Origin of the sequence: [Acidovorax] ebreus TPSY, assembly GCF_000022305.1 — a bacterium.
In the GTDB taxonomy this organism is placed as follows: domain Bacteria; phylum Pseudomonadota; class Gammaproteobacteria; order Burkholderiales; family Burkholderiaceae_C; genus Diaphorobacter; species Diaphorobacter nitroreducens.
On record NC_011992.1, the window covers coordinates 3,007,018 to 3,023,955 of the forward strand.

Genomic DNA, 16,938 nt, shown 5'->3' on the forward strand with positions numbered 1-16,938 from the left:
GGAAGACGCTACGCCGTGTCAGGCCAATTCCTGCAGGCGCATGGAGAAATCCGTAGCCTTCACATCCTTGGTCAGCGTGCCGATGGAGATGCGGTCCACGCCCGTCTCGGCCAGCGCACGCAGGCCTTCCAGCGTGACGCCGCCCGAGATCTCCAGGATGGCGCCCCCGCCGGCATGCGCCGCGTTGATGCGCACGGCCTCGCGCAGTTGTGCCAGCGGCATGTTGTCCAGCAGCACCATCGTCGCGCCCGCATCGAGCGCCTCCTGCAGCTGCGCCAGCGTTTCCACCTCGATCTCGATGAATGCAGCCTGCGCAGCCACCGCCTGGGCGGCCCGCAGCACCGCCGTCACGCCGCCCGCGGCAGCGATGTGGTTTTCCTTGATGAGCACGGCATCGTGCAGGCCGATGCGATGGTTGGTGCCACCGCCCGTGCGCACGGCGTACTTCTGCGCCAGGCGCAGGCCCGGCAACGTCTTGCGCGTGTCCACGATGTGGGCGCGGGTGCCGGCCACGGCATCCACATAGGTGCGCGTCTTGGTGGCCACGGCCGACAGCAGCTGCAGGAAGTTGAGCGCCGTGCGCTCGGCGCTCAGCAGCGCGCGCGCCTGGCCTTCGATCTCCAATACCACCTGGTCGGTAGCGCAGCGCGCGCCCTCGGCCACATGCCAGGTCAGCTTCACACCGGGGTCCAGCGCACGCAGCGCGGCCTCGACCCAAGGAGCGCCGCAGATCACGGCGGCTTCGCGCGCCAGGATGCGCGCACGCACGCGGCGCGCGGGGTCGATCAGGCCGGCCGTCAGGTCGCCGCTGCCCACGTCTTCCTGCAGGGCGCGGTCCACATCGGCACGGGCCAGCGCCGCGAGTGCGTCGGCGCCAAACAAGTCTCTCGTCGTCATGGGGCGAGCATAGCCGCATCGCATAGACTCGCCGCACTTTTGCAACCCGACGGATCCCAAGCGCCATGACCGACTCCCCCACCGCCGGCACGCCCTATGGCACGCTGCCGCCCGCGTCGCCGCTGCCCCAGAGACGCCCCGTGAGCCTGCCCCGCCTGGCGCAGATGCGCGAGGCGGGCGAGAAGATCACCATGCTCACCGCTTACGACGCCACCTTCGCAGCCGTGGCTGATGCGGCGGGTGTGGAGTGCATCCTGGTGGGCGATTCGCTGGGCATGGTCTGCCAGGGCCTGCCCAGCACCGTGGGCGTGACGCTGGAGCACATGGCCTACCACACGGCCAGCGTGGCACGCGGCCTGCACCGCGTACAGGGCACGGCCTGGCTGATCGCCGACCTGCCCTACGGCAGCTATGCCGAGAGCCGCGAGCAAGCGCTGCGCAGTGCCTGCCAGCTCATGCAGGCGGGCGCCCACATGGTCAAGCTCGAAGGCGGCGGCTGGACCGCGCCCACGGTGCAGTTCCTTGTGGAGCGCGGCGTGCCAGTGTGCGCCCACCTGGGCCTCACCCCTCAGACGGTGCACGCCCTGGGCGGCTACCGTGTGCAGGGCAAGGGCGACCAGGCCGCCCAGCAGCTGCGCCGCCAGGCACTGGAGCTGCAGGACGCCGGCGCCGCCATGCTGGTGCTGGAGATGGTGCCGACTCCCCTGGCACGCGACCTCACGCAGGCCCTGCCACGCTGCCACACCATCGGCATCGGCGCGGGCAGCGGCACGGCCGGCCAGGTGCTGGTGATGCACGACATGCTGGGCATCAACCTGGGCAAGAACCCGAAGTTCGTGCACGACTTCATGCGGGACGCGGGCAGCGTGCGCGGCGCCATCGAGGCTTATGTGCAGGCCGTCAAGCAAGGGCGCTTTCCCGACGACGCACTGCACGCCTGGAACTGACCAAACACCTTCACCCATGATCACCGTCCGCACCATTCCCGAACTGCGCGCCGCCATCGCCGCGCATCCCGGCACAGGCCGCCCCGGCAAGGGCCGCCCCGCCTTCGTGCCCACCATGGGCAATCTGCACGACGGCCACATCGCCCTGGTGCGCCAGGCCCGGCCGCTGGGCGACGTGCTGGTCGCCAGCATTTTTGTGAACCGCCTGCAATTCCTCCCGTACGAGGACTTCGACAGCTACCCCCGCACCTGGGAGGCCGATTGCGCCAAGCTGGAGGCCGCGGGCTGCGACATCGTCTTCGCGCCGCGCGAGAGCGATCTCTACCCCGAGCCCCAGACCTTCAAGCTGCAGCCCGACCCGCAACTGGCCGACATCCTGGAAGGGCATTTCCGCCCAGGCTTCTTCACGGGCGTGTGCACCGTGGTCATGAAGCTGTTTTCCGCAGTGTTCTTCGCCAGCGGCGGCGGCACGGCCGTGTTCGGCAAGAAGGACTACCAGCAGCTCATGGTGATCCGCCGCATGGTGCAGCAGTTCGCGCTGCCCGTGGAGGTGGTGGCAGGCGAGACGGCCCGCGCCGACGATGGGTTGGCCCTGAGCTCACGCAACGGCTACCTGAGCACCGCCGAGCGCGCCCAGGCCGTGCAACTGTCCGCGGCGCTGCGCGCGCTGGCCCAGGCGGCGCAGGCACCCGGCGCCCCCCCGCTGGCCGCCCTGGAACAACAGGCCCTGCAGACCCTGGCGCAGCAAGGTTGGGCGCCCGACTACCTCACCGTGCGCCAGCGCCACGATCTTCAGCCCCCCGCTGCAGGCGCGGCCGCCGGTACGCTGGTGGCGCTGGGCGCGGCACGCCTGGGCAGCACGCGGCTGATCGACAACTTGGAGTTCTGAGACCGCGCGGCGGCGGCCCGTGCGTAGGCGCACTCGCACAAGCACAGGACCGCGATGACCTACGCGGCGTGGCAGCCTGGACGGACATCGGGGCGTCTGGCCCATCGCTAAGGTGAAGGCATGTTTCAACCATCCCTATAGGAGGCGTACATGCCGATCATTCTTTGGCTTCTGGGTGTCCCGCTGAGTATCGTTTTGCTGCTGATGCTGTTCGGTGTCGTGTGACCCAAGCACCCTGAACCGCGCACGACAAAAAGCGGCCTGCAGGCCGCTTTTTGTCGTTCACTGGAGATGTGTGCGCATCAATGGCGCTCGACGGTAGGCTCGCGCTCCATGAGCCGGGCCACCGTCTCGGCAGCGCGCAGTTCACCGTCGAGCAGCGCGACGACACACTCCGCAATGGGCATCTCAACGCCCACCGCGCGCGCGCGCTGTACCACGGTGCGGGCGCTGTACACCCCCTCAGCCACATGGCCCAGCGACTCCACCGCCTGTGCCAAGGTCCGCCCCTCGGCCAGCAACAACCCCACACGGCGGTTGCGCGACAGGTCGCCTGTAGCAGTCAGCACCAGATCCCCCAGGCCCGACAGGCCCATGAAGGTCTCGGGCCGCGCCCCCAGGGCAAGGCCTAAGCGGGTCATTTCCGCCAAACCGCGGGTAATCAATGCCGCACGCGCATTCATCCCCAGTTGCAGCCCGTCACACAGGCCGGTGGCAATCGCCAATACGTTCTTGACCGCACCGCCGACTTCCACGCCTACGATGTCCTCGCTGGCGTACACGCGCAACGCGGGCCCGTGGAAGGCCTGCACCAGCGCATCGCGCACCGTGGCGCGGGGGCTGGCGGCCACCATGGCCGTGGGTTGGGCGGTGGCGACCTCCTGGGCGAAGCTGGGGCCGCTGAACACGCCACTGTGCAGCCGCGGTGCGACCTGCGCGCACACTTCATGCGCCATCAGCCCCGTGCCGGCCTCGAAGCCCTTGCACAGCCACGCGATGGGCGCCGCGCAGCCGTCCAGCCGTTCCAGCATGCCGCGCAGCGCAGCCATGGGCGTGCCGACGACGACGAGGTCGGCGTCCGCGGCCAGCGCAGCCATGTCACCCGATGCCACGTGCAGGCCGGGCGGGAACGCAAGGCCGGGCAGGTAGCGCTGGTTCTGCCGCTTCGCCTGCATGGCCTGCGCCTGCTGTGCGTCACGGGCCCACAGCTGCACCTCATGGCAGGCTGCGTGCGCAGCCGCGCTTATGGCCAGGGCAGTGCCCCAGGCGCCTGCGCCAAGGACTACTATTTTCATAGCTACTCGCGCTTATCAGGCGGGCGCTAGAGCCTTAAATGGCTCTAACACCCGTTACGACCAAGAAGCCGTTTACTGGGCTGTGCTGGTGGCAGCCTCGGCGGCTGCGGCCTGTTGCTGCTCGTACATGGCCTGGAAGTTGATCTCGGCCAGGTGCACGGGCGGAAAGCCCGCACGCGTCACGGTGTCGGCCACGTTGCCGCGCAAGTAGGGGTAGATGATCTGGGGGCAGGCAATGCCGATGATGGCGCCCATCTGGTCCTCGGGCACGTTGCGGATCTCGAAGATGCCGGCCTGCTTGGCCTCCACCAGGAACACGGTCTTGTCCTTGATCTTGGTCTGCACGGTGGCGGTCACGGCCACTTCAAAGATGCCTTCGACCACGGGTGTGGCCTCGACCCCCAACTGGATGTCCACGCTGGGCTGCTCCTGCTCCAGCAGGATCGCGGGCGAATTGGGCTGCTCCAGCGACAGGTCCTTCAGGTACACGCGCTGAATCTGGAACACGGGGGTTTCTTCGGCCATGGTGGTCTCGGTCTTTCGGTCAAAACAAAGCCCGCCCGGGAGAGGCTCCCGCAGCGGGCAACATGGGGCGCATTATGCAACGCGCCAATGGCGGCAAAGGCTCAGGCGCCCAGCAGCGGCACCAGGCCGCCACGGCTGTCCAGGGCCACGAGGTCGTCGTGTCCGCCGACGTGGGTGTCGCCAATGAAGATCTGCGGCACGGTGCGCCGGCCGGTGATCTCCATCATGTGCTGGCGCGCGGCGGGGTCGGTGTCCACGCGGATTTCCTCGATCTGCTCCACACCCTTCAGCTTCAGCAATTGCTTGGCGCGGATGCAATAGGGGCACACGGCGGTGGTGTACATCTTCACGGCTTGCATGGGACGGCGACCTTTCTGCGTAACGAACAATGCTGGTAGATGCGGGCGCCTCAGGCCTTTTCAACCGGCAGGTTGGCCTCGCGCCAAGCGGTCAGGCCGCCGGCCAGCGCCTGCGCCTTCTCGTAGCCCAGGCCCTTGGCGATGCCTGCAGCCCGCGAGGCGCGCGCGCCCTTGGCACAGACGAGGATGATGGGCACGGCCTTGTTCTTGGCCACCTGCGGCAGGCGCTCCTGCAACTGCCCCAGCGGGATGTTCTTGGCGCCACCCACGTGGCCCGCGGCGAACTCCTCAGGCTCGCACACGTCGATCACCACCGCCTTCTCACGGTTGATGAGCTGTACGGCCTGCGCCGTGCCCAGGGTACCAGCCCCGGCCCCCTTGAGCGCGGGCAGCAGCAGCATGACGCCCGAGGCCAGCGCGAGGAAGATCAAATACCAATTGTCGAGAACGAAATTCACGGGGTTCCTTGGGGTATGCAAACCGCGCAATTCTAGAATGTCGGGTTTTTGACCTGAAGCCCCAAGGGACACCATGCACAAACTCGTTCTGATCCGCCACGGCGAATCCACGTGGAATCTGGAAAACCGCTTCACCGGCTGGACCGATGTGGATCTGACCCCCACGGGCATCGAGCAGGCCAAGAATGCCGGCCGCCTGCTCAAGGCCGAGGGCTACGAGTTTGACCTGGCCTACACCAGTGTGCTCAAGCGCGCCACGCGCACGCTTTGGCACTGCCTGGACGAGATGGACCGCACCTGGCTGCCCGTGGAGCACAGCTGGCGCCTGAACGAGCGCCACTACGGCGCTCTGCAGGGCCTGAACAAGGCCGACATGGCCAAGCAGTATGGCGACGCGCAAGTGCTGGTCTGGCGCCGCAGCTACGACACCCCCCCGCCAGCCCTGGAAACGACCGACCCGCGCAGCGAACGCGGCGATCTGCGTTATGCCGGACTGCAGGCCGGCGAAGTGCCCCTGACCGAATGCCTGAAGGACACGGTGGCGCGCGTGCTGCCCTATTGGAACGAATCCATCGCGCCGGCCATCCGCTCGGGCAAGCGTGTGCTGATCGCCGCGCACGGCAACTCCATCCGTGCGTTGGTCAAATACCTGGACAACATTTCCGACCAGGACATCGTGGGCCTGAACATTCCCAACGGCATTCCGCTGGTGTACGAACTGGACGCGGACCTCAAGCCGCTGCGCCACTACTACCTGGGCGACGCCGAGGCCGCCGCCAAGGCCGCAGCCGCGGTGGCATCGCAAGGCAAGGCCTGAGCCGCCGCCTTCTGGAAAGCGTAGCGCGGTCTTGCTTGAAAAATAGGCAGATCCTGAAGGAACTGCCCAGGCCGCAGCCCTTCCAAGGTGTATATTGAATCGGTAGAGGTGTTCTATGGGCCACAAACTCAAAATTGCTGGATGGATATCGGTGGGCGTGGTGGCCGGAGCGCTCACGACCGTCTCGCTGCAGACCGTGGCACGCGGCGCCATGACCCCGCTGCCGCTGGAGGAGATTCAGCAGCTCTCGGCCGTGTTCGGCCTGATCAAGACCGACTATGTAGAGCCGGTCGATGACCGCAAGCTCATCACCGATGCCATCGGTGGCATGGTCGCCAGCCTCGACCCGCATTCGCAGTACTTCGACAAGAAGTCGTTCAAGGAATTCCGCGAAGGCACCACCGGCCGCTTCGTGGGCGTGGGCATCGAAATCACCCAGGAAGACGGCCTGATCAAGATTGTCTCCCCCATCGAGGGCTCCCCCGCCGACCGCGCGGGGCTCAAGACCAACGACCTCATCACGAAAATCGACGATACCGCCGTGAAGGGCCTGTCGCTCAACGACGCGGTCAAACGCATGCGGGGCGAGCCGAACACGCAGGTGACGCTAACCATCCTGCGCCGCGACGAGAGCCGCAGCTTTCCCGTCACGATCACGCGCGAGGAGATCAAGACCCAATCGGTCAAGGGCAAGATCATCGAGCCGGGCTACGCCTGGATCCGCCTGTCGCAGTTCCAGGAGCGCACGGTGGACGACTTCGTGCGCAAGGTCGAAGAGGTCTACAAGCAGGATCCCCGCCTCAAGGGGCTGGTGCTGGATCTGCGCAACGACCCCGGCGGCCTGCTGGATGCGGCCGTGGCCGTGTCGGCTGCCTTCCTGCCGGAGAACGTGACGGTGGTCTCCACCAACGGCCAGCTGGCCGAGAGCAAGGCCACCTTCAAGGCCTCGCCCGAGTTCTATCTGCGCCGGGGCAGCGGCGACCCGCTCAAGCGCCTGCCCGCCGCCATCAAGACGGTGCCCCTGGTGGTGCTGGTCAACGAAGGCTCGGCTTCGGCCAGCGAGATCGTCGCGGGAGCGCTGCAAGACCACAAGCGCGCCACCATCATGGGCAGCCAAACCTTCGGCAAGGGCTCGGTGCAAACCGTGCGGCCGCTGGGCCCCGACACGGGCATCAAGCTCACGACGGCGCGCTACTACACACCGTCGGGCAAATCGATCCAGGCCAAGGGGATCGTGCCAGACGTCATGCTCGACGAGACCGCCGAGGGCGACATCTACGCATCGCTGCGCATGCGCGAAGCCGACCTGGAAAAACACCTGACCAGCGGCCAGGGCGAGGAAGCGAAGGATGCCGGCCGCGAGAAGGCGCGCGAGGAGGCCCGCAAGCGCCTCGAGGAAGAGGCCAAGAAGCCCGTGTCCGAGCGCAAGCTGCCCGAGTACGGTTCGGACAAGGACTTCCAGCTCAGCCAGGCACTCAACCAGCTCAAGGGCCGCACCGTGCTGGCCAGCAAGACCCTCACGGAACGCAAGGAAGAGAAGAAGGACAACTGACGCTGTCTTTCTTGGCAACCAGGCCGGGACTCCCGCGGAGCCCGGCCTTTTTCACGCCCACCACCCCATGAACGACGATCAACTGCTGCGCTATTCCCGCCACATCCTGCTCGACGAGATCGGTATCGAGGGACAGGAGCGCATCCTGGCAGCCCACGTACTCGTCATCGGTGCCGGCGGTCTGGGCTCGCCGGCCGCGCTATTTCTCGGCTCCGCAGGCGTGGGGACCCTGACGCTGGTGGACGACGACGTGGTGGACCTCACGAACCTGCAGCGCCAGATCGCCCATACCACGGCGCGCGTCGGCACGCCCAAGGTCGACTCCGCGGCCCAGGCCGTGCAGGCCATCAACCCCCTGGTTTCAGTGCGCACCGTGCGCCAGCGTGTGGACGCAGCCGCGCTGGATGGGCTGGTCAACGCCGCAGACGTGGTGCTCGACTGCACGGACAACTACCAGACGCGCCAGGCCATCAACGCCGCGTGCGTACGCCAACGCAAGCCCCTGGTGGCAGGCGCGGCCATTCGCTTCGACGGGCAGATTTCCGTGTACGACCCCCGCCGGGATGACACGCCCTGCTATGCCTGCCTGTTCTCTCCCACCGCCCGTTTTGAGGAGGTGCAGTGCGCCACCATGGGCGTGTTCGCGCCCATGGTCGGCATCATCGGCACCATGCAGGCGGCCGAGGCGCTCAAGCTGCTCGTGGGGGTCGGAAGCTCGCTCGCAGGCCGGCTGCTGATGCTGGACGGGCGCGACATGCAGTGGACCGAAGTGCGCACCGAGCGCGACCCGGCCTGCCCCGTGTGCGGTTCCCTGCACTCGCCAGCCAGGTAGGAATGCACCTACGGGCACTGCACCCGGCTGCTGGCAGAATCCGCCAGCCTGTTTTCATACAGTAACGCCGACGCCCTATTTTTCGTTCCCGGCCGAACAGGAAGCACCGTGAAACTGCGCACGTACATCGTCGAAGACAACGCCACCATCCGCGAAAACCTGATCGGAACGCTCGAAGAACTGGCGGAGGTGGAAGCTGTCGGCATCGCCGAGACGGAGGACGAGGGCAAGGAGTGGCTTACCTCGCACACCTCCCAGTGGGACCTGGCCATCGTGGACCTGTTCCTGCGCCAAGGCAGTGGGCTGGGCGTGCTGGCCGCCTGCCGCAACCGCCTGTCAGCGCAGAAGATGGTGGTGCTGAGCAACTACGCGACACCTGACGTGCGCATGCGCTGTGCGCAGCTGGGGGTGGACGCCGTGTTTGACAAATCCAACGAGATCGAGGCACTGGTGGACTATTGCATCGAACACAGCAACAGCACGCAGCGGGCAGCTGCTAGTTCAGCGGCCACCAATTGACGGCGCTGCGCGGGCCCCATCTGCACTTTGACACGCGCCCATCCTTACTCTCAAACCTCTGCACAAAGCACAAGGGCCAGTCAGTGACTGGCCCTTGTGCTTTGTGCGCTTTGCGCTCAATCGATGAGCTTGTTCTTGAGCGCGTAGTACGTCAGATCGCTGTTGGAGGACAGCCCCATCTTTTCCATGAGCCGCGTGCGGTAGGTGCTCACGGTCTTCACGCTCAGCGACAGCGACTTGGCGATGTCACCCGCCGTCTCGCCCTTGGCCAGCTTGAGGAACACCTGGAACTCGCGCTCCGACAGCTGCTCGTGGGGCGGTGCATCGTCCTTGCGGTTGAGCTGCTGGGCCAGCAGGTCGGCCACGGACGGGGTCAGGTAGCGGCGCCCCAGGGCGATGGTGCGGATGGCCTCCACGATCTCCTTGGGCTCGCATTCCTTGTTCAGATAGCCGCTCGCACCCTGGCGGATCAGATTGATCGCATAGTGCTCCTCGGGGTAGCCGCTGAGGATCAGGATGCCCATGTCGGGCGCCTTGGCGCGCAGCATGGCCAACGCATCCAAGCCACTCTGGCCGGGCATGGACAGGTCCATCACCAGCACGTCGATCTCGTGAACGCGCACCAGATCAATGGCTTCCCTGCCGTTGCTTGCCTCGCCAACGACCCGCAGGTCCACATGTTCCGAGAGAAATTGGCGCAGCCCGGCACGGACTATCGCATGGTCATCCACAATGCCAATCTTGATCATTGAGCCTTCTTTCAAGAGGAGAGCGCCTTGCTCCCCGGTAAGGTATGGTCTGAAGATCTGCCCATCTGCTCTGCATTGCACTAGCATGGCAGCGCAGGCCGATGATATGCATTTTCAACCGTGCCCTGCCAGTCCCCTTGGAGAAGCCCAAGCATGAGTTGGTCCCGTTTGCGCAAGATCGCCGTCAGTCTGCCGCTGGCATTGCTGGCTGTGGCCCTGCTGGTCGGCATCAACGAAACCGGGTACATGCGCTCGCACGCGGCCGTGGGCGACCTGGCCCGCTCGCACGCCACGCGCGCTGCGCTCGACCGGCTTCTGCAGAACATGCTCAACGCCGAGACGGGGCTGCGCGGCTACCTGCTCACCGGCGACGAGCGCTATCTGCAGCCCTACGAGCAGGCGGTCGCCACCATCAACACCAACCTTGATGAGCTGCGCCAGACCTACCGGCACGCACCGCAGGACCTGGACGACTTTTCCCAGCTGTCGCAGCAGATCACGCGCAAGCTTTCCGAACTCGACCTCAGCCTCAAGCTGCGCCGCCAGGACAACGACGACGCCTGGAAGTTCGTGCTCTCCACCGACGTGGGCAAGGAGAACATGGATGCCATCCGGGCGATCGCAGCGCGACTGGTGGCGCGCAGCGCCCAGCAAACGGAACACAGCACGCAGGAGATCCTGCATTCGCTGATGCTCTCGCGCATCGGCATCGCCGCCGTGGCGGTGGTGGGGCTGCTGGCGTTCTACCTGTACCTGCGCCAGACCAGCGCCTTGCAGGCTGCGCATGCGCGCGAGCAGGAGGTGTTGGCGCGCGAACGCGACCGACTGGAGCAGTTGGTACGTGAACGCACTGCCGCGCTCTCCGAGTTGGCCAGCCATCTGCAGCAAGTACGCGAGGAAGAGCGCGCACACCTGGCGCGCGAGCTGCACGACGAGCTGGGTGCTTTGCTCACGGCCGCCAAGCTGGACGTGGCACGCCTGAAGTCGCGCATCGATTTGCACACCCCCGAGAACGCCGAGCGCGTGCAGCACCTCACCGAGACGCTCAACAGCGGCATCGCGCTCAAGCGGCGCATCATCGAGGACCTGCGCCCTTCGTCGCTCTCCAATCTCGGGCTCACCACGTCGCTGGAAATCCTCACGCGCGACTTCGCGCAGCGCAGCAACCTGCAGATAGACACCAGCCTGGAGTCTGCCAAGCTGTCCGACGCAGCGCAGCTCACCGTCTACCGGCTGGTGCAGGAGTCCCTGACCAACATCAGCAAGTACGCCAACGCGCGCAAGGTGCTGGTGTCGGTCCACAGCTATCCCAACCATGTATCGGTACAGGTGCGGGATGACGGCGACGGGTTCGACATCTCAAGCATCGCCCCCGACGCGCATGGTCTGTTCGGCATGCGCCACCGTGTCGAGGCGGCGGGCGGCAAGCTCACGGTCACGTCCACGCCCGGCGAGGGCACCCTGGTCAGCGCCGTGCTGCCGCACACGCTGACCTGACGCGTTCGCAGCCCTGCGTCCGGGCTGCTCATCTGATCGGTGGCGTCCTACAGCGGGGTGCGCCAGCCACCGGCACTCATGCAACGCCAGCCTCCCTACAGTCAAGCCATGTGCTCAGGCGCATTCGCAACCACCCGGCGCACCGCGCCGAAAACAAGGAGCTGGTTATGTTGCATTACGCAGTGGTATTCCTGGTCATCGCCTTGGTGGCCGCCCTGTTCGGATTTGGCGGCATCGCCGCCGGCGCCGTGGGCATCGCGAAGATCCTGTTCTTCGTGTTCGTGATCATGGCGGTTGTGACCTTCGTGCTCAGCTTGTTGAAGAGGGGCTGACGCCCCAGCAACCTGGCCCGCCAGGCAGATGCCACCACAGAAAGGAACTCCCCCAATGACGATCCAAACCACCACCCAGAAGGCGGCAGAGACGGCGCACAACGTGGCCGAAGGCGTGTTCGACAAGGCGTCCGAAACACTGCAGTCCACCCGCCGGATGACCAATGAGTCCATCGACAAGGCCGAGACCCGCATGCAGCGCATGCAAGAGGGCGTGGACCCGATGATCGACGACCTGGCCGCCAAGGCGCAGGACCTGGCCACGCGCGGCATTTCGTACTGCGCGCACACGGGCGAACGCGCTCGGCGCCAGTTCCACCAGGCTGCGGACGCCACGAACCGCTACGTCGCGGAACAACCCGGCAAGTCCCTGCTGATCGCCGCAGCCGCGGGCGCCGCCTTTGCCACTGCGCTGATGTGGACACGCCACCGCGGCGAGCGTTATTGAGACTACCGCAGGAACCGACCCGATGATGCACAGCGATACCCACGCCAGCGCGCTTCAGCTTGACGAAGCCGCGCTGCGCCAGGCAGCCACCGCGGATCTGGACGAAGGCGCCGTGACGCCCGCGTACGGCCCACACCGCGATGCCATCATTGCCCTGCTCAACGACGCTCTGGCGACCGAGTTGGTCTGCGTGCTGCGCTACAAGCGGCACTATTTCACGGCGGACGGCCGCGAGTCGCCGGCGATCGCCGCAGAGTTCCTGGTGCACGCCAACGAGGAGGCAGCCCATGCCGATCTGCTCGCCCAACGCATCGTGCAGTTGGGCGGCTCGCCGGACTTCTCCCCTTCTACGCTGCTGTCGCGCAGCCATGCGCAATACGATGAGTCATCCGATTTGCAAGACATGGTGCGCGCCAACCTGGTGGCGGAGCGCATCGCGGTGGAGGCCTATCGCCAGATGATCCAGTTGATCGGCGACAAGGATCCCACCACGCGGCGCATGCTCGAAGGCATCCTGGCCGACGAGGAGGAGCATGCGGATGAACTGAAGGACTGGCTGCACCGCTAGCCTCCCTTTCCCAACCGTTGAGGCCACCGGAGGGTGCAACAGGCCGCAGCGGGGTTATCCCAGCACCCGTGTTTTCAACCATAACCCAAGGACACAACCATGAAATACGCACGTGCCATCGCCTTTTCCCTGCTTGCAGGCGCCACCATCGTTTCCACCGGCTGCTCGGTAGCACGCAACCAGCAAACCGTGGGCTCCTACATGGACGACGCAGGTATCACCACCGCCGTGAAGGCCAAGATGGCAGAGGACAAGAGCGTCTCTGCCACCGCCATCAGCGTGGAGACGCTGAACGGCACCGTCCAGCTCTCGGGCTTTGCCAAGACCCAGGCCGAGAAGGACCGCGCCGAAGCCATCGCGCGCAACACCAAGCATGTGCGCGAGGTGCGCAACAGCATCGTCGTGCGCCCGTGACGCACACGACTGCGCAGGAACGCCGCCCTCTGGGCGGCGTTTTTTTTCGGCTGGTAGGTGACGCGCACTACCTGCGTCAGAATCCCTACGCATGCGACTGTTCCACTGCGGCCAATGCGGCTCCCTCGTGTTCTTCGAGAGCGTGCAATGCGTGCACTGCGGCTGCACGCTGGCGTTCTCTCCCGAAGACATGGCCATGTTGGCGCTCGCGCCTGCGGACGACGGCGACCACGCCCTGTCGCGCACCTGGCAGCGTGTTCCTACACGCGGCAGCGACGGTGCTGCGCCACCGGCCCACTACCAGCTATGCACCAACCGCACCACCTACGGCGCCTGCACCTTTGCGCTACCGGCCGCAGATGCCCAGGCGCACGGCGGGCTGTGCGCCGCCTGCCGCCGGACGCGCGTGCTACCGGACCTGTCCCTGCCCGACAACCTGCGCCGCTGGTCGCAGATAGAGAGCGCCAAGCGGCACCTGTTCTACACGCTGGCGCGCCTGGGACTGTTGAGCACGCAGCAGCCCGGGCCAGTGTATGAATTCCTGGCGGACGTGGCGGGCGCGCCGCCCGTCATGACGGGGCATGCCCAGGGTGTCGTGACCCTCAACGTGGCCGAGGCCGATGACGACGAGCGCGCGCGCCGGCGCCAGGCCATGCATGAACCCTACCGCACGCTGCTGGGTCACCTGCGGCATGAATCCGGCCACTACTACTGGGAAGAACTGGTGCTGCGCGCCGGGCACGTGGAGACCTTCCGCGCACTCTTCGGCGACGAGCGGCGCGACTACGCCCAGGCGCTGCAGGCGCACTACCAGCGTGCCCCCCTGCCCGCTGCGCAATGGCAGCCGCAGCACGTCAGCGCCTATGCCGCCGCGCACCCCTGGGAGGACTGGGCCGAAACGTGGGCGCATTACCTGCACCTGGTCGATCTGCTGGAGACGGCCGCCAGCTTTCAGACCCACATGGCTATTCCCGGTACGACACCCGACCACGCGCAGCACTACGCCATGCCCGACCCGTTTGCACAGCCGGCGCCCGGTTTTGATGCCATGGTCTCGGCGTGGATGCCGCTGACGCTGCTGCTCAACAGCCTGAACCGCAGCATGGGCCAGCGCGATGCCTATCCGTTTGCCCTGTCCACGGGCGCGCTGCGCAAGCTGCGCTTCGTGCACGACACCGTGGCGCGGCGCTGATCACGCCGCGGCGGTGCGGCCCAGCTTGTGCAAGAGGCGCTCGTGCACGCCGGGCGAGACAAACTGCGCCACGTCGCCGCCCAGCGTGCCGATCTCGCGCACCAGCGTGCTGCTGATGAACTGGTACTGGCTCGCGGGTGTGAGAAACACCGTCTCGACACCGGGCACCAGCGCGCGGTTCATGCCGGCAAGCTGGAACTCGTAGTCGAAGTCCGTGCCCGAGCGCAGCCCGCGCACCATGGCCGTGCCGCCGCGCGCGGCAGTGAACTCCGTCACCAGCCCCTCGAAGGACTCGACCTGCACCTGCGGACAGTCGGCAAGCGCCTGGCGCGCCATCTCCATGCGCTCGTCCAGGCTGAACAGGGTTTTCTTGTGGTGGGCAATGGCCACGGCCACGATTACGCGGTCGAACAGTCTTGCCGCGCGGCGCACCAGGTCCTCATGCCCCAGCGTGATGGGGTCGAAGGTTCCGGGATAAACGGCGAGCACATGCGCCATGGCGTGGGGTCTCCTTGCAGTGGCGGAGCCCGCACGGGCCCCGTGGGGCGGATTATGCAGCGCACGCCTGCCCATGGGCCATTGAAGCCAAATCAGCCTTCAGCGCCCTACCAACAAGCGCCAACAGCTCCTATATCAATAGCAATCAGGCTTTGTGGAGCAGGTGCGCATGCACGGCCCCGGCCTTCAGGTGCCGGTGCAGCGCCAGCCCCAGCGGGTTGAGCTGCTCCTGCGTCCAGGCTGCAGGCGCCTCCAGGTAGATGAAGCCGTCGGGCGCCACGGCCTGTGCGGCGGCCTGCAGCGCAGGGGCGAACAGCTCGCCGCCAAACGGCGGGTCGATGAGCAGCAGGTGCATGCTGGCCGGCGTGCACTGGCGCAGCGCGGCCACGCCGTCGCCGCGCTGTACGCGCACGGCGTTGGCCTGCAGGCGCTGGCGCAGCGTCTCCAGTTGCGCGGCCAGCGCAGCGTCCCCTTCCACCAGCAGCACGCTGGCCGCCCCGCGCGAGGCGGCCTCGAAACCCAAGGCGCCGGTGCCGGCGAAGGCATCCAAGCAGCGCCAGCCCGTCAGGTCCTGGCCTAGCCAGTTGAAAAGCGTTTCGCGCACGCGATCGGGCGTGGGACGCAGGCCGGGCTTGTCCAGCACCGGCAGGCGCGTGCGTTTCCACTGCCCGCCGATGATGCGCACCTCGCCGGCGCCCTTGGCGGGCGCACGCACTGCCGTACGTGGGGCTGTGCGCGGGGCGGCTGGCGCCGCGGCGCGCCGGTTCATGGCCGGGCCTTTGCCGTGGCGGCCGGCTGCGCGCCCACGGTGACGGTCACCATGCGCTCGGGCTGCAGCTTGCGCTGCAGGGCGGCGCGGATGTCGGCCACGGTGAGGGCCTCCACGCGGTCGGTCCAGTGCTCCAGGTAGTCCAGCGGCAGGTCGTTCCAGGCGATGTTGACCACGTTGGCCAGCAGCTTGCGGTTGCTGTCGATGCGCAGCGCAAAGCCGCCGACGAGGTTGTCCTTGGCGGCGCGCAGCTCGGCCTCGGTGGGCCCTTCGGCCACAAAGCGGGCGAGGACATCGCGCGTGACCTGCACGGCCTGGGCGGCCTGATCGGGCCGGGTCTGCAGGCCGACGACGAAGGCCCCGGCGTTCAAGCCAGGTGAGAAGCTGCTGCCCACGCTGTAGGACAGGCCGCGCTTCTCGCGCACCTCATTGGTCAGGCGCGAGGTGAACCCACCGCCGCCCAGGATGTGGTTGCCCACCAGCAGCGCGAGGAAGTCCGGATCCCGGCGCACAAAGCCCGGCTGGCCGATGAGCACATGGGCTTGGGCCGAAGCGAAGGGCACATCCTCCTGCACGGCGCGTGCCAGCGGCTGCACCTCGGCCACGGCCGGCAACGGCGCGCAGGCCCCGGCCTGGGGCGCAGGCAGGCGCGACAGCAGCGTCTGCACCAACGTCTGCGCCTGGGAACGCGTGAGGGCTCCCACGATGCTCACCCGCGCACGGCAGGCCTGCAGGTACTGGGCATGGAAAGCCTGCAGATCGGCCGGCTGGATGTTGTTCAGTGTCTCGGCCGTGGCGCGCTGGCCGTAGGGGTGGCTGCCGAACACCGCGGCGTTGAAGGCCTTGCCGGCGACCGTGCCGGGGCGTGTGTCGGCCTCCTTGATGGCGGCGCTCCAACGGGCCCGCTCGCGCTGCCACACGTCCGGTGCATAGCTGGGCTGGCCCAGCTGGCGCGCGGCCAGGCGCGCGGCACGGTCCAGCAGATCGGGCTCGGTCAGCGAGCGCAGCGAGAACGCCAGGCCGTCGCGCTCGGCGCCAGCCTCGAAGCTGGCGCCCAGGTCGGCCCAGGCCTCGCCCAGTTCGTTCTCGTCCATTGGGGGCTCGTTCGGCCCGCCCGCAGTCACGCCCTTGGAACTCATCAGGGCCGCCGCCGCAGCCAGGCCCGCCTGCGGCGCGGGATCACGGCGCGCGCCGGCATCGAAGTCGACCTGCACGTCCACCATCGGAATGGCCGGGCTTTCCACCAGCCACACGCGCGCGCCGCTGGGCTCGGTCCAGTGCTGGATGGGCAGCAGCGCCCACGCGGATTGGGTATAAAAAATGGCTCCAGCGCTTATCAGAAAGGCGCGAGCAGCTATCGTTTTAAGAGTTTTGTACATCG

Annotated in this window: 21 protein-coding genes; 12 read left to right on the forward strand and 9 right to left on the reverse strand. The window is 67.0% G+C overall.

Annotation, left to right across the window (positions count from 1 at the left end):
* Positions 1 to 18 precede the first annotated feature (18 nt).
* Positions 19 to 897 (reverse strand): carboxylating nicotinate-nucleotide diphosphorylase, encoded by an 879-nt coding sequence (gene nadC, locus DTPSY_RS14130; protein WP_015914135.1) that lies wholly within the window; start codon positions 895 to 897, stop codon positions 19 to 21.
* A gap of 65 nt (positions 898 to 962) precedes the next feature.
* Here nadC and panB point away from each other — a divergent pair, with 65 nt between their 5' ends.
* Positions 963 to 1,844 (forward strand): 3-methyl-2-oxobutanoate hydroxymethyltransferase, encoded by an 882-nt coding sequence (panB, locus tag DTPSY_RS14135; protein ID WP_011806597.1) that lies wholly within the window; start codon positions 963 to 965, stop codon positions 1,842 to 1,844.
* Positions 1,845 to 1,860: 16 nt separating this feature from the next.
* Positions 1,861 to 2,733, forward strand: coding sequence for a pantoate--beta-alanine ligase (gene panC / locus DTPSY_RS14140; protein ID WP_015914136.1), 873 nt, complete (start codon positions 1,861 to 1,863; stop codon positions 2,731 to 2,733).
* 302 nt (positions 2,734 to 3,035) lie between these two features.
* On the opposite strand, the gene DTPSY_RS14145 is transcribed toward panC, so the two are convergent.
* The 4 genes from DTPSY_RS14145 to DTPSY_RS14160 form a co-directional block, all read right to left on the reverse strand.
* Complete coding sequence (locus DTPSY_RS14145; RefSeq protein ID WP_015914137.1) at positions 3,036 to 4,028, reverse strand: NAD(P)H-dependent glycerol-3-phosphate dehydrogenase; 993 nt, start codon at positions 4,026 to 4,028, stop codon at positions 3,036 to 3,038.
* Between the two features lie 72 nt (positions 4,029 to 4,100).
* Positions 4,101 to 4,553, reverse strand: coding sequence for a protein-export chaperone SecB (gene secB, locus DTPSY_RS14150; protein WP_011806600.1), 453 nt, complete (start codon positions 4,551 to 4,553; stop codon positions 4,101 to 4,103).
* A gap of 101 nt (positions 4,554 to 4,654) precedes the next feature.
* On the reverse strand, positions 4,655 to 4,912 hold the full coding sequence (gene grxC / locus DTPSY_RS14155; RefSeq protein WP_011806601.1) for a glutaredoxin 3: 258 nt from the start codon (positions 4,910 to 4,912) through the stop codon (positions 4,655 to 4,657).
* 50 nt (positions 4,913 to 4,962) lie between these two features.
* Positions 4,963 to 5,370 (reverse strand): rhodanese-like domain-containing protein, encoded by a 408-nt coding sequence (locus DTPSY_RS14160; RefSeq protein ID WP_015914138.1) that lies wholly within the window; start codon positions 5,368 to 5,370, stop codon positions 4,963 to 4,965.
* A gap of 73 nt (positions 5,371 to 5,443) precedes the next feature.
* Between DTPSY_RS14160 and gpmA the strand changes: the two genes are divergently transcribed.
* From gpmA to DTPSY_RS14180, 4 genes are all read left to right on the forward strand, one after another.
* A complete protein-coding gene (gene gpmA, locus DTPSY_RS14165) occupies positions 5,444 to 6,187 on the forward strand; it encodes a 2,3-diphosphoglycerate-dependent phosphoglycerate mutase (protein ID WP_015914139.1) in 744 nt (247 codons plus the stop codon).
* Positions 6,188 to 6,302: 115 nt separating this feature from the next.
* Positions 6,303 to 7,739: a S41 family peptidase gene (locus DTPSY_RS14170; RefSeq protein ID WP_015914140.1), complete on the forward strand. Its 1,437-nt coding sequence runs from the start codon at positions 6,303 to 6,305 to the stop codon at positions 7,737 to 7,739.
* Between the two features lie 67 nt (positions 7,740 to 7,806).
* Positions 7,807 to 8,571: a HesA/MoeB/ThiF family protein gene (locus DTPSY_RS14175; RefSeq protein WP_015914141.1), complete on the forward strand. Its 765-nt coding sequence runs from the start codon at positions 7,807 to 7,809 to the stop codon at positions 8,569 to 8,571.
* A 108-nt stretch (positions 8,572 to 8,679) separates the two neighbouring features.
* The gene (locus DTPSY_RS14180; protein WP_015914142.1) at positions 8,680 to 9,090 is read left to right on the forward strand and encodes a response regulator; all 411 of its coding nucleotides are present in this window, start codon (positions 8,680 to 8,682) and stop codon (positions 9,088 to 9,090) included.
* 116 nt (positions 9,091 to 9,206) lie between these two features.
* Here the strand turns inward: DTPSY_RS14180 and DTPSY_RS14185 are convergent, their stop codons facing one another.
* Positions 9,207 to 9,839 carry a response regulator gene (locus DTPSY_RS14185; protein ID WP_015914143.1) on the reverse strand — a complete coding sequence of 211 codons (633 nt, stop codon included), beginning with the start codon at positions 9,837 to 9,839 and terminating at the stop codon, positions 9,207 to 9,209.
* 153 nt (positions 9,840 to 9,992) lie between these two features.
* On the opposite strand from DTPSY_RS14185, the gene DTPSY_RS14190 reads away from it, so the two are divergent.
* The 6 genes from DTPSY_RS14190 (at position 9,993) to DTPSY_RS14215 (ending at position 14,290) form a co-directional block, all read left to right on the forward strand.
* Positions 9,993 to 11,336, forward strand: coding sequence for a sensor histidine kinase (locus DTPSY_RS14190; protein ID WP_015914144.1), 1,344 nt, complete (start codon positions 9,993 to 9,995; stop codon positions 11,334 to 11,336).
* Positions 11,337 to 11,503: 167 nt separating this feature from the next.
* Complete coding sequence (locus DTPSY_RS14195; protein WP_011806609.1) at positions 11,504 to 11,668, forward strand: DUF1328 domain-containing protein; 165 nt, start codon at positions 11,504 to 11,506, stop codon at positions 11,666 to 11,668.
* A 55-nt stretch (positions 11,669 to 11,723) separates the two neighbouring features.
* Positions 11,724 to 12,116 carry a CAP domain-containing protein gene (locus DTPSY_RS14200; protein ID WP_015914145.1) on the forward strand — a complete coding sequence of 131 codons (393 nt, stop codon included), beginning with the start codon at positions 11,724 to 11,726 and terminating at the stop codon, positions 12,114 to 12,116.
* A 22-nt stretch (positions 12,117 to 12,138) separates the two neighbouring features.
* Positions 12,139 to 12,684 carry a ferritin-like domain-containing protein gene (locus DTPSY_RS14205; RefSeq protein WP_011806611.1) on the forward strand — a complete coding sequence of 182 codons (546 nt, stop codon included), beginning with the start codon at positions 12,139 to 12,141 and terminating at the stop codon, positions 12,682 to 12,684.
* A 99-nt stretch (positions 12,685 to 12,783) separates the two neighbouring features.
* The gene (locus DTPSY_RS14210) at positions 12,784 to 13,098 is read left to right on the forward strand and encodes a BON domain-containing protein (protein WP_015914146.1); all 315 of its coding nucleotides are present in this window, start codon (positions 12,784 to 12,786) and stop codon (positions 13,096 to 13,098) included.
* Between the two features lie 91 nt (positions 13,099 to 13,189).
* A complete protein-coding gene (locus DTPSY_RS14215; RefSeq protein WP_015914147.1) occupies positions 13,190 to 14,290 on the forward strand; it encodes a zinc-binding metallopeptidase family protein in 1,101 nt (366 codons plus the stop codon).
* Here the strand turns inward: DTPSY_RS14215 and coaD are convergent, their stop codons facing one another.
* The 3 genes from coaD to DTPSY_RS14230 all read right to left on the reverse strand — a co-directional run bounded on the left by coaD (position 14,291) and on the right by DTPSY_RS14230 (position 16,936).
* A complete protein-coding gene (gene coaD, locus DTPSY_RS14220; RefSeq protein WP_011806614.1) occupies positions 14,291 to 14,788 on the reverse strand; it encodes a pantetheine-phosphate adenylyltransferase in 498 nt (165 codons plus the stop codon).
* 145 nt (positions 14,789 to 14,933) lie between these two features.
* The gene (gene rsmD / locus DTPSY_RS14225) at positions 14,934 to 15,557 is read right to left on the reverse strand and encodes a 16S rRNA (guanine(966)-N(2))-methyltransferase RsmD (protein ID WP_015914148.1); all 624 of its coding nucleotides are present in this window, start codon (positions 15,555 to 15,557) and stop codon (positions 14,934 to 14,936) included.
* Entirely contained in the window at positions 15,554 to 16,936 is a 1,383-nt protein-coding gene (locus tag DTPSY_RS14230; protein WP_015914149.1) for a M16 family metallopeptidase, read from the reverse strand. Before DTPSY_RS14230 ends, rsmD begins: the two co-directional genes overlap by 4 nt.
* Positions 16,937 to 16,938: the final 2 nt, after the last annotated feature.

Bases quoted from the DNA above. Each gene is read 5' to 3' on its own strand.
- nadC (WP_015914135.1), bottom strand. From the start codon at position 897: ATGACGACGAGAGACTTGTTTGGCGCCGACGCACTCGCGGCGCTGGCC.
- panB (WP_011806597.1), top strand. From the start codon at position 963: ATGACCGACTCCCCCACCGCCGGCACGCCCTATGGCACGCTGCCGCCC.
- panC (WP_015914136.1), top strand. From the start codon at position 1,861: ATGATCACCGTCCGCACCATTCCCGAACTGCGCGCCGCCATCGCCGCG.
- DTPSY_RS14145 (WP_015914137.1), bottom strand. From the start codon at position 4,028: ATGAAAATAGTAGTCCTTGGCGCAGGCGCCTGGGGCACTGCCCTGGCC.
- secB (WP_011806600.1), bottom strand. From the start codon at position 4,553: ATGGCCGAAGAAACCCCCGTGTTCCAGATTCAGCGCGTGTACCTGAAG.
- grxC (WP_011806601.1), bottom strand. From the start codon at position 4,912: ATGCAAGCCGTGAAGATGTACACCACCGCCGTGTGCCCCTATTGCATC.
- gpmA (WP_015914139.1), top strand. From the start codon at position 5,444: ATGCACAAACTCGTTCTGATCCGCCACGGCGAATCCACGTGGAATCTG.
- DTPSY_RS14170 (WP_015914140.1), top strand. From the start codon at position 6,303: ATGGGCCACAAACTCAAAATTGCTGGATGGATATCGGTGGGCGTGGTG.
- DTPSY_RS14175 (WP_015914141.1), top strand. From the start codon at position 7,807: ATGAACGACGATCAACTGCTGCGCTATTCCCGCCACATCCTGCTCGAC.
- DTPSY_RS14185 (WP_015914143.1), bottom strand. From the start codon at position 9,839: ATGATCAAGATTGGCATTGTGGATGACCATGCGATAGTCCGTGCCGGG.
- DTPSY_RS14190 (WP_015914144.1), top strand. From the start codon at position 9,993: ATGAGTTGGTCCCGTTTGCGCAAGATCGCCGTCAGTCTGCCGCTGGCA.
- DTPSY_RS14195 (WP_011806609.1), top strand. From the start codon at position 11,504: ATGTTGCATTACGCAGTGGTATTCCTGGTCATCGCCTTGGTGGCCGCC.
- DTPSY_RS14200 (WP_015914145.1), top strand. From the start codon at position 11,724: ATGACGATCCAAACCACCACCCAGAAGGCGGCAGAGACGGCGCACAAC.
- DTPSY_RS14205 (WP_011806611.1), top strand. From the start codon at position 12,139: ATGATGCACAGCGATACCCACGCCAGCGCGCTTCAGCTTGACGAAGCC.
- DTPSY_RS14210 (WP_015914146.1), top strand. From the start codon at position 12,784: ATGAAATACGCACGTGCCATCGCCTTTTCCCTGCTTGCAGGCGCCACC.
- DTPSY_RS14215 (WP_015914147.1), top strand. From the start codon at position 13,190: ATGCGACTGTTCCACTGCGGCCAATGCGGCTCCCTCGTGTTCTTCGAG.
- coaD (WP_011806614.1), bottom strand. From the start codon at position 14,788: ATGGCGCATGTGCTCGCCGTTTATCCCGGAACCTTCGACCCCATCACG.
- rsmD (WP_015914148.1), bottom strand. From the start codon at position 15,557: ATGAACCGGCGCGCCGCGGCGCCAGCCGCCCCGCGCACAGCCCCACGT.
- DTPSY_RS14230 (WP_015914149.1), bottom strand. From the start codon at position 16,936: ATGTACAAAACTCTTAAAACGATAGCTGCTCGCGCCTTTCTGATAAGC.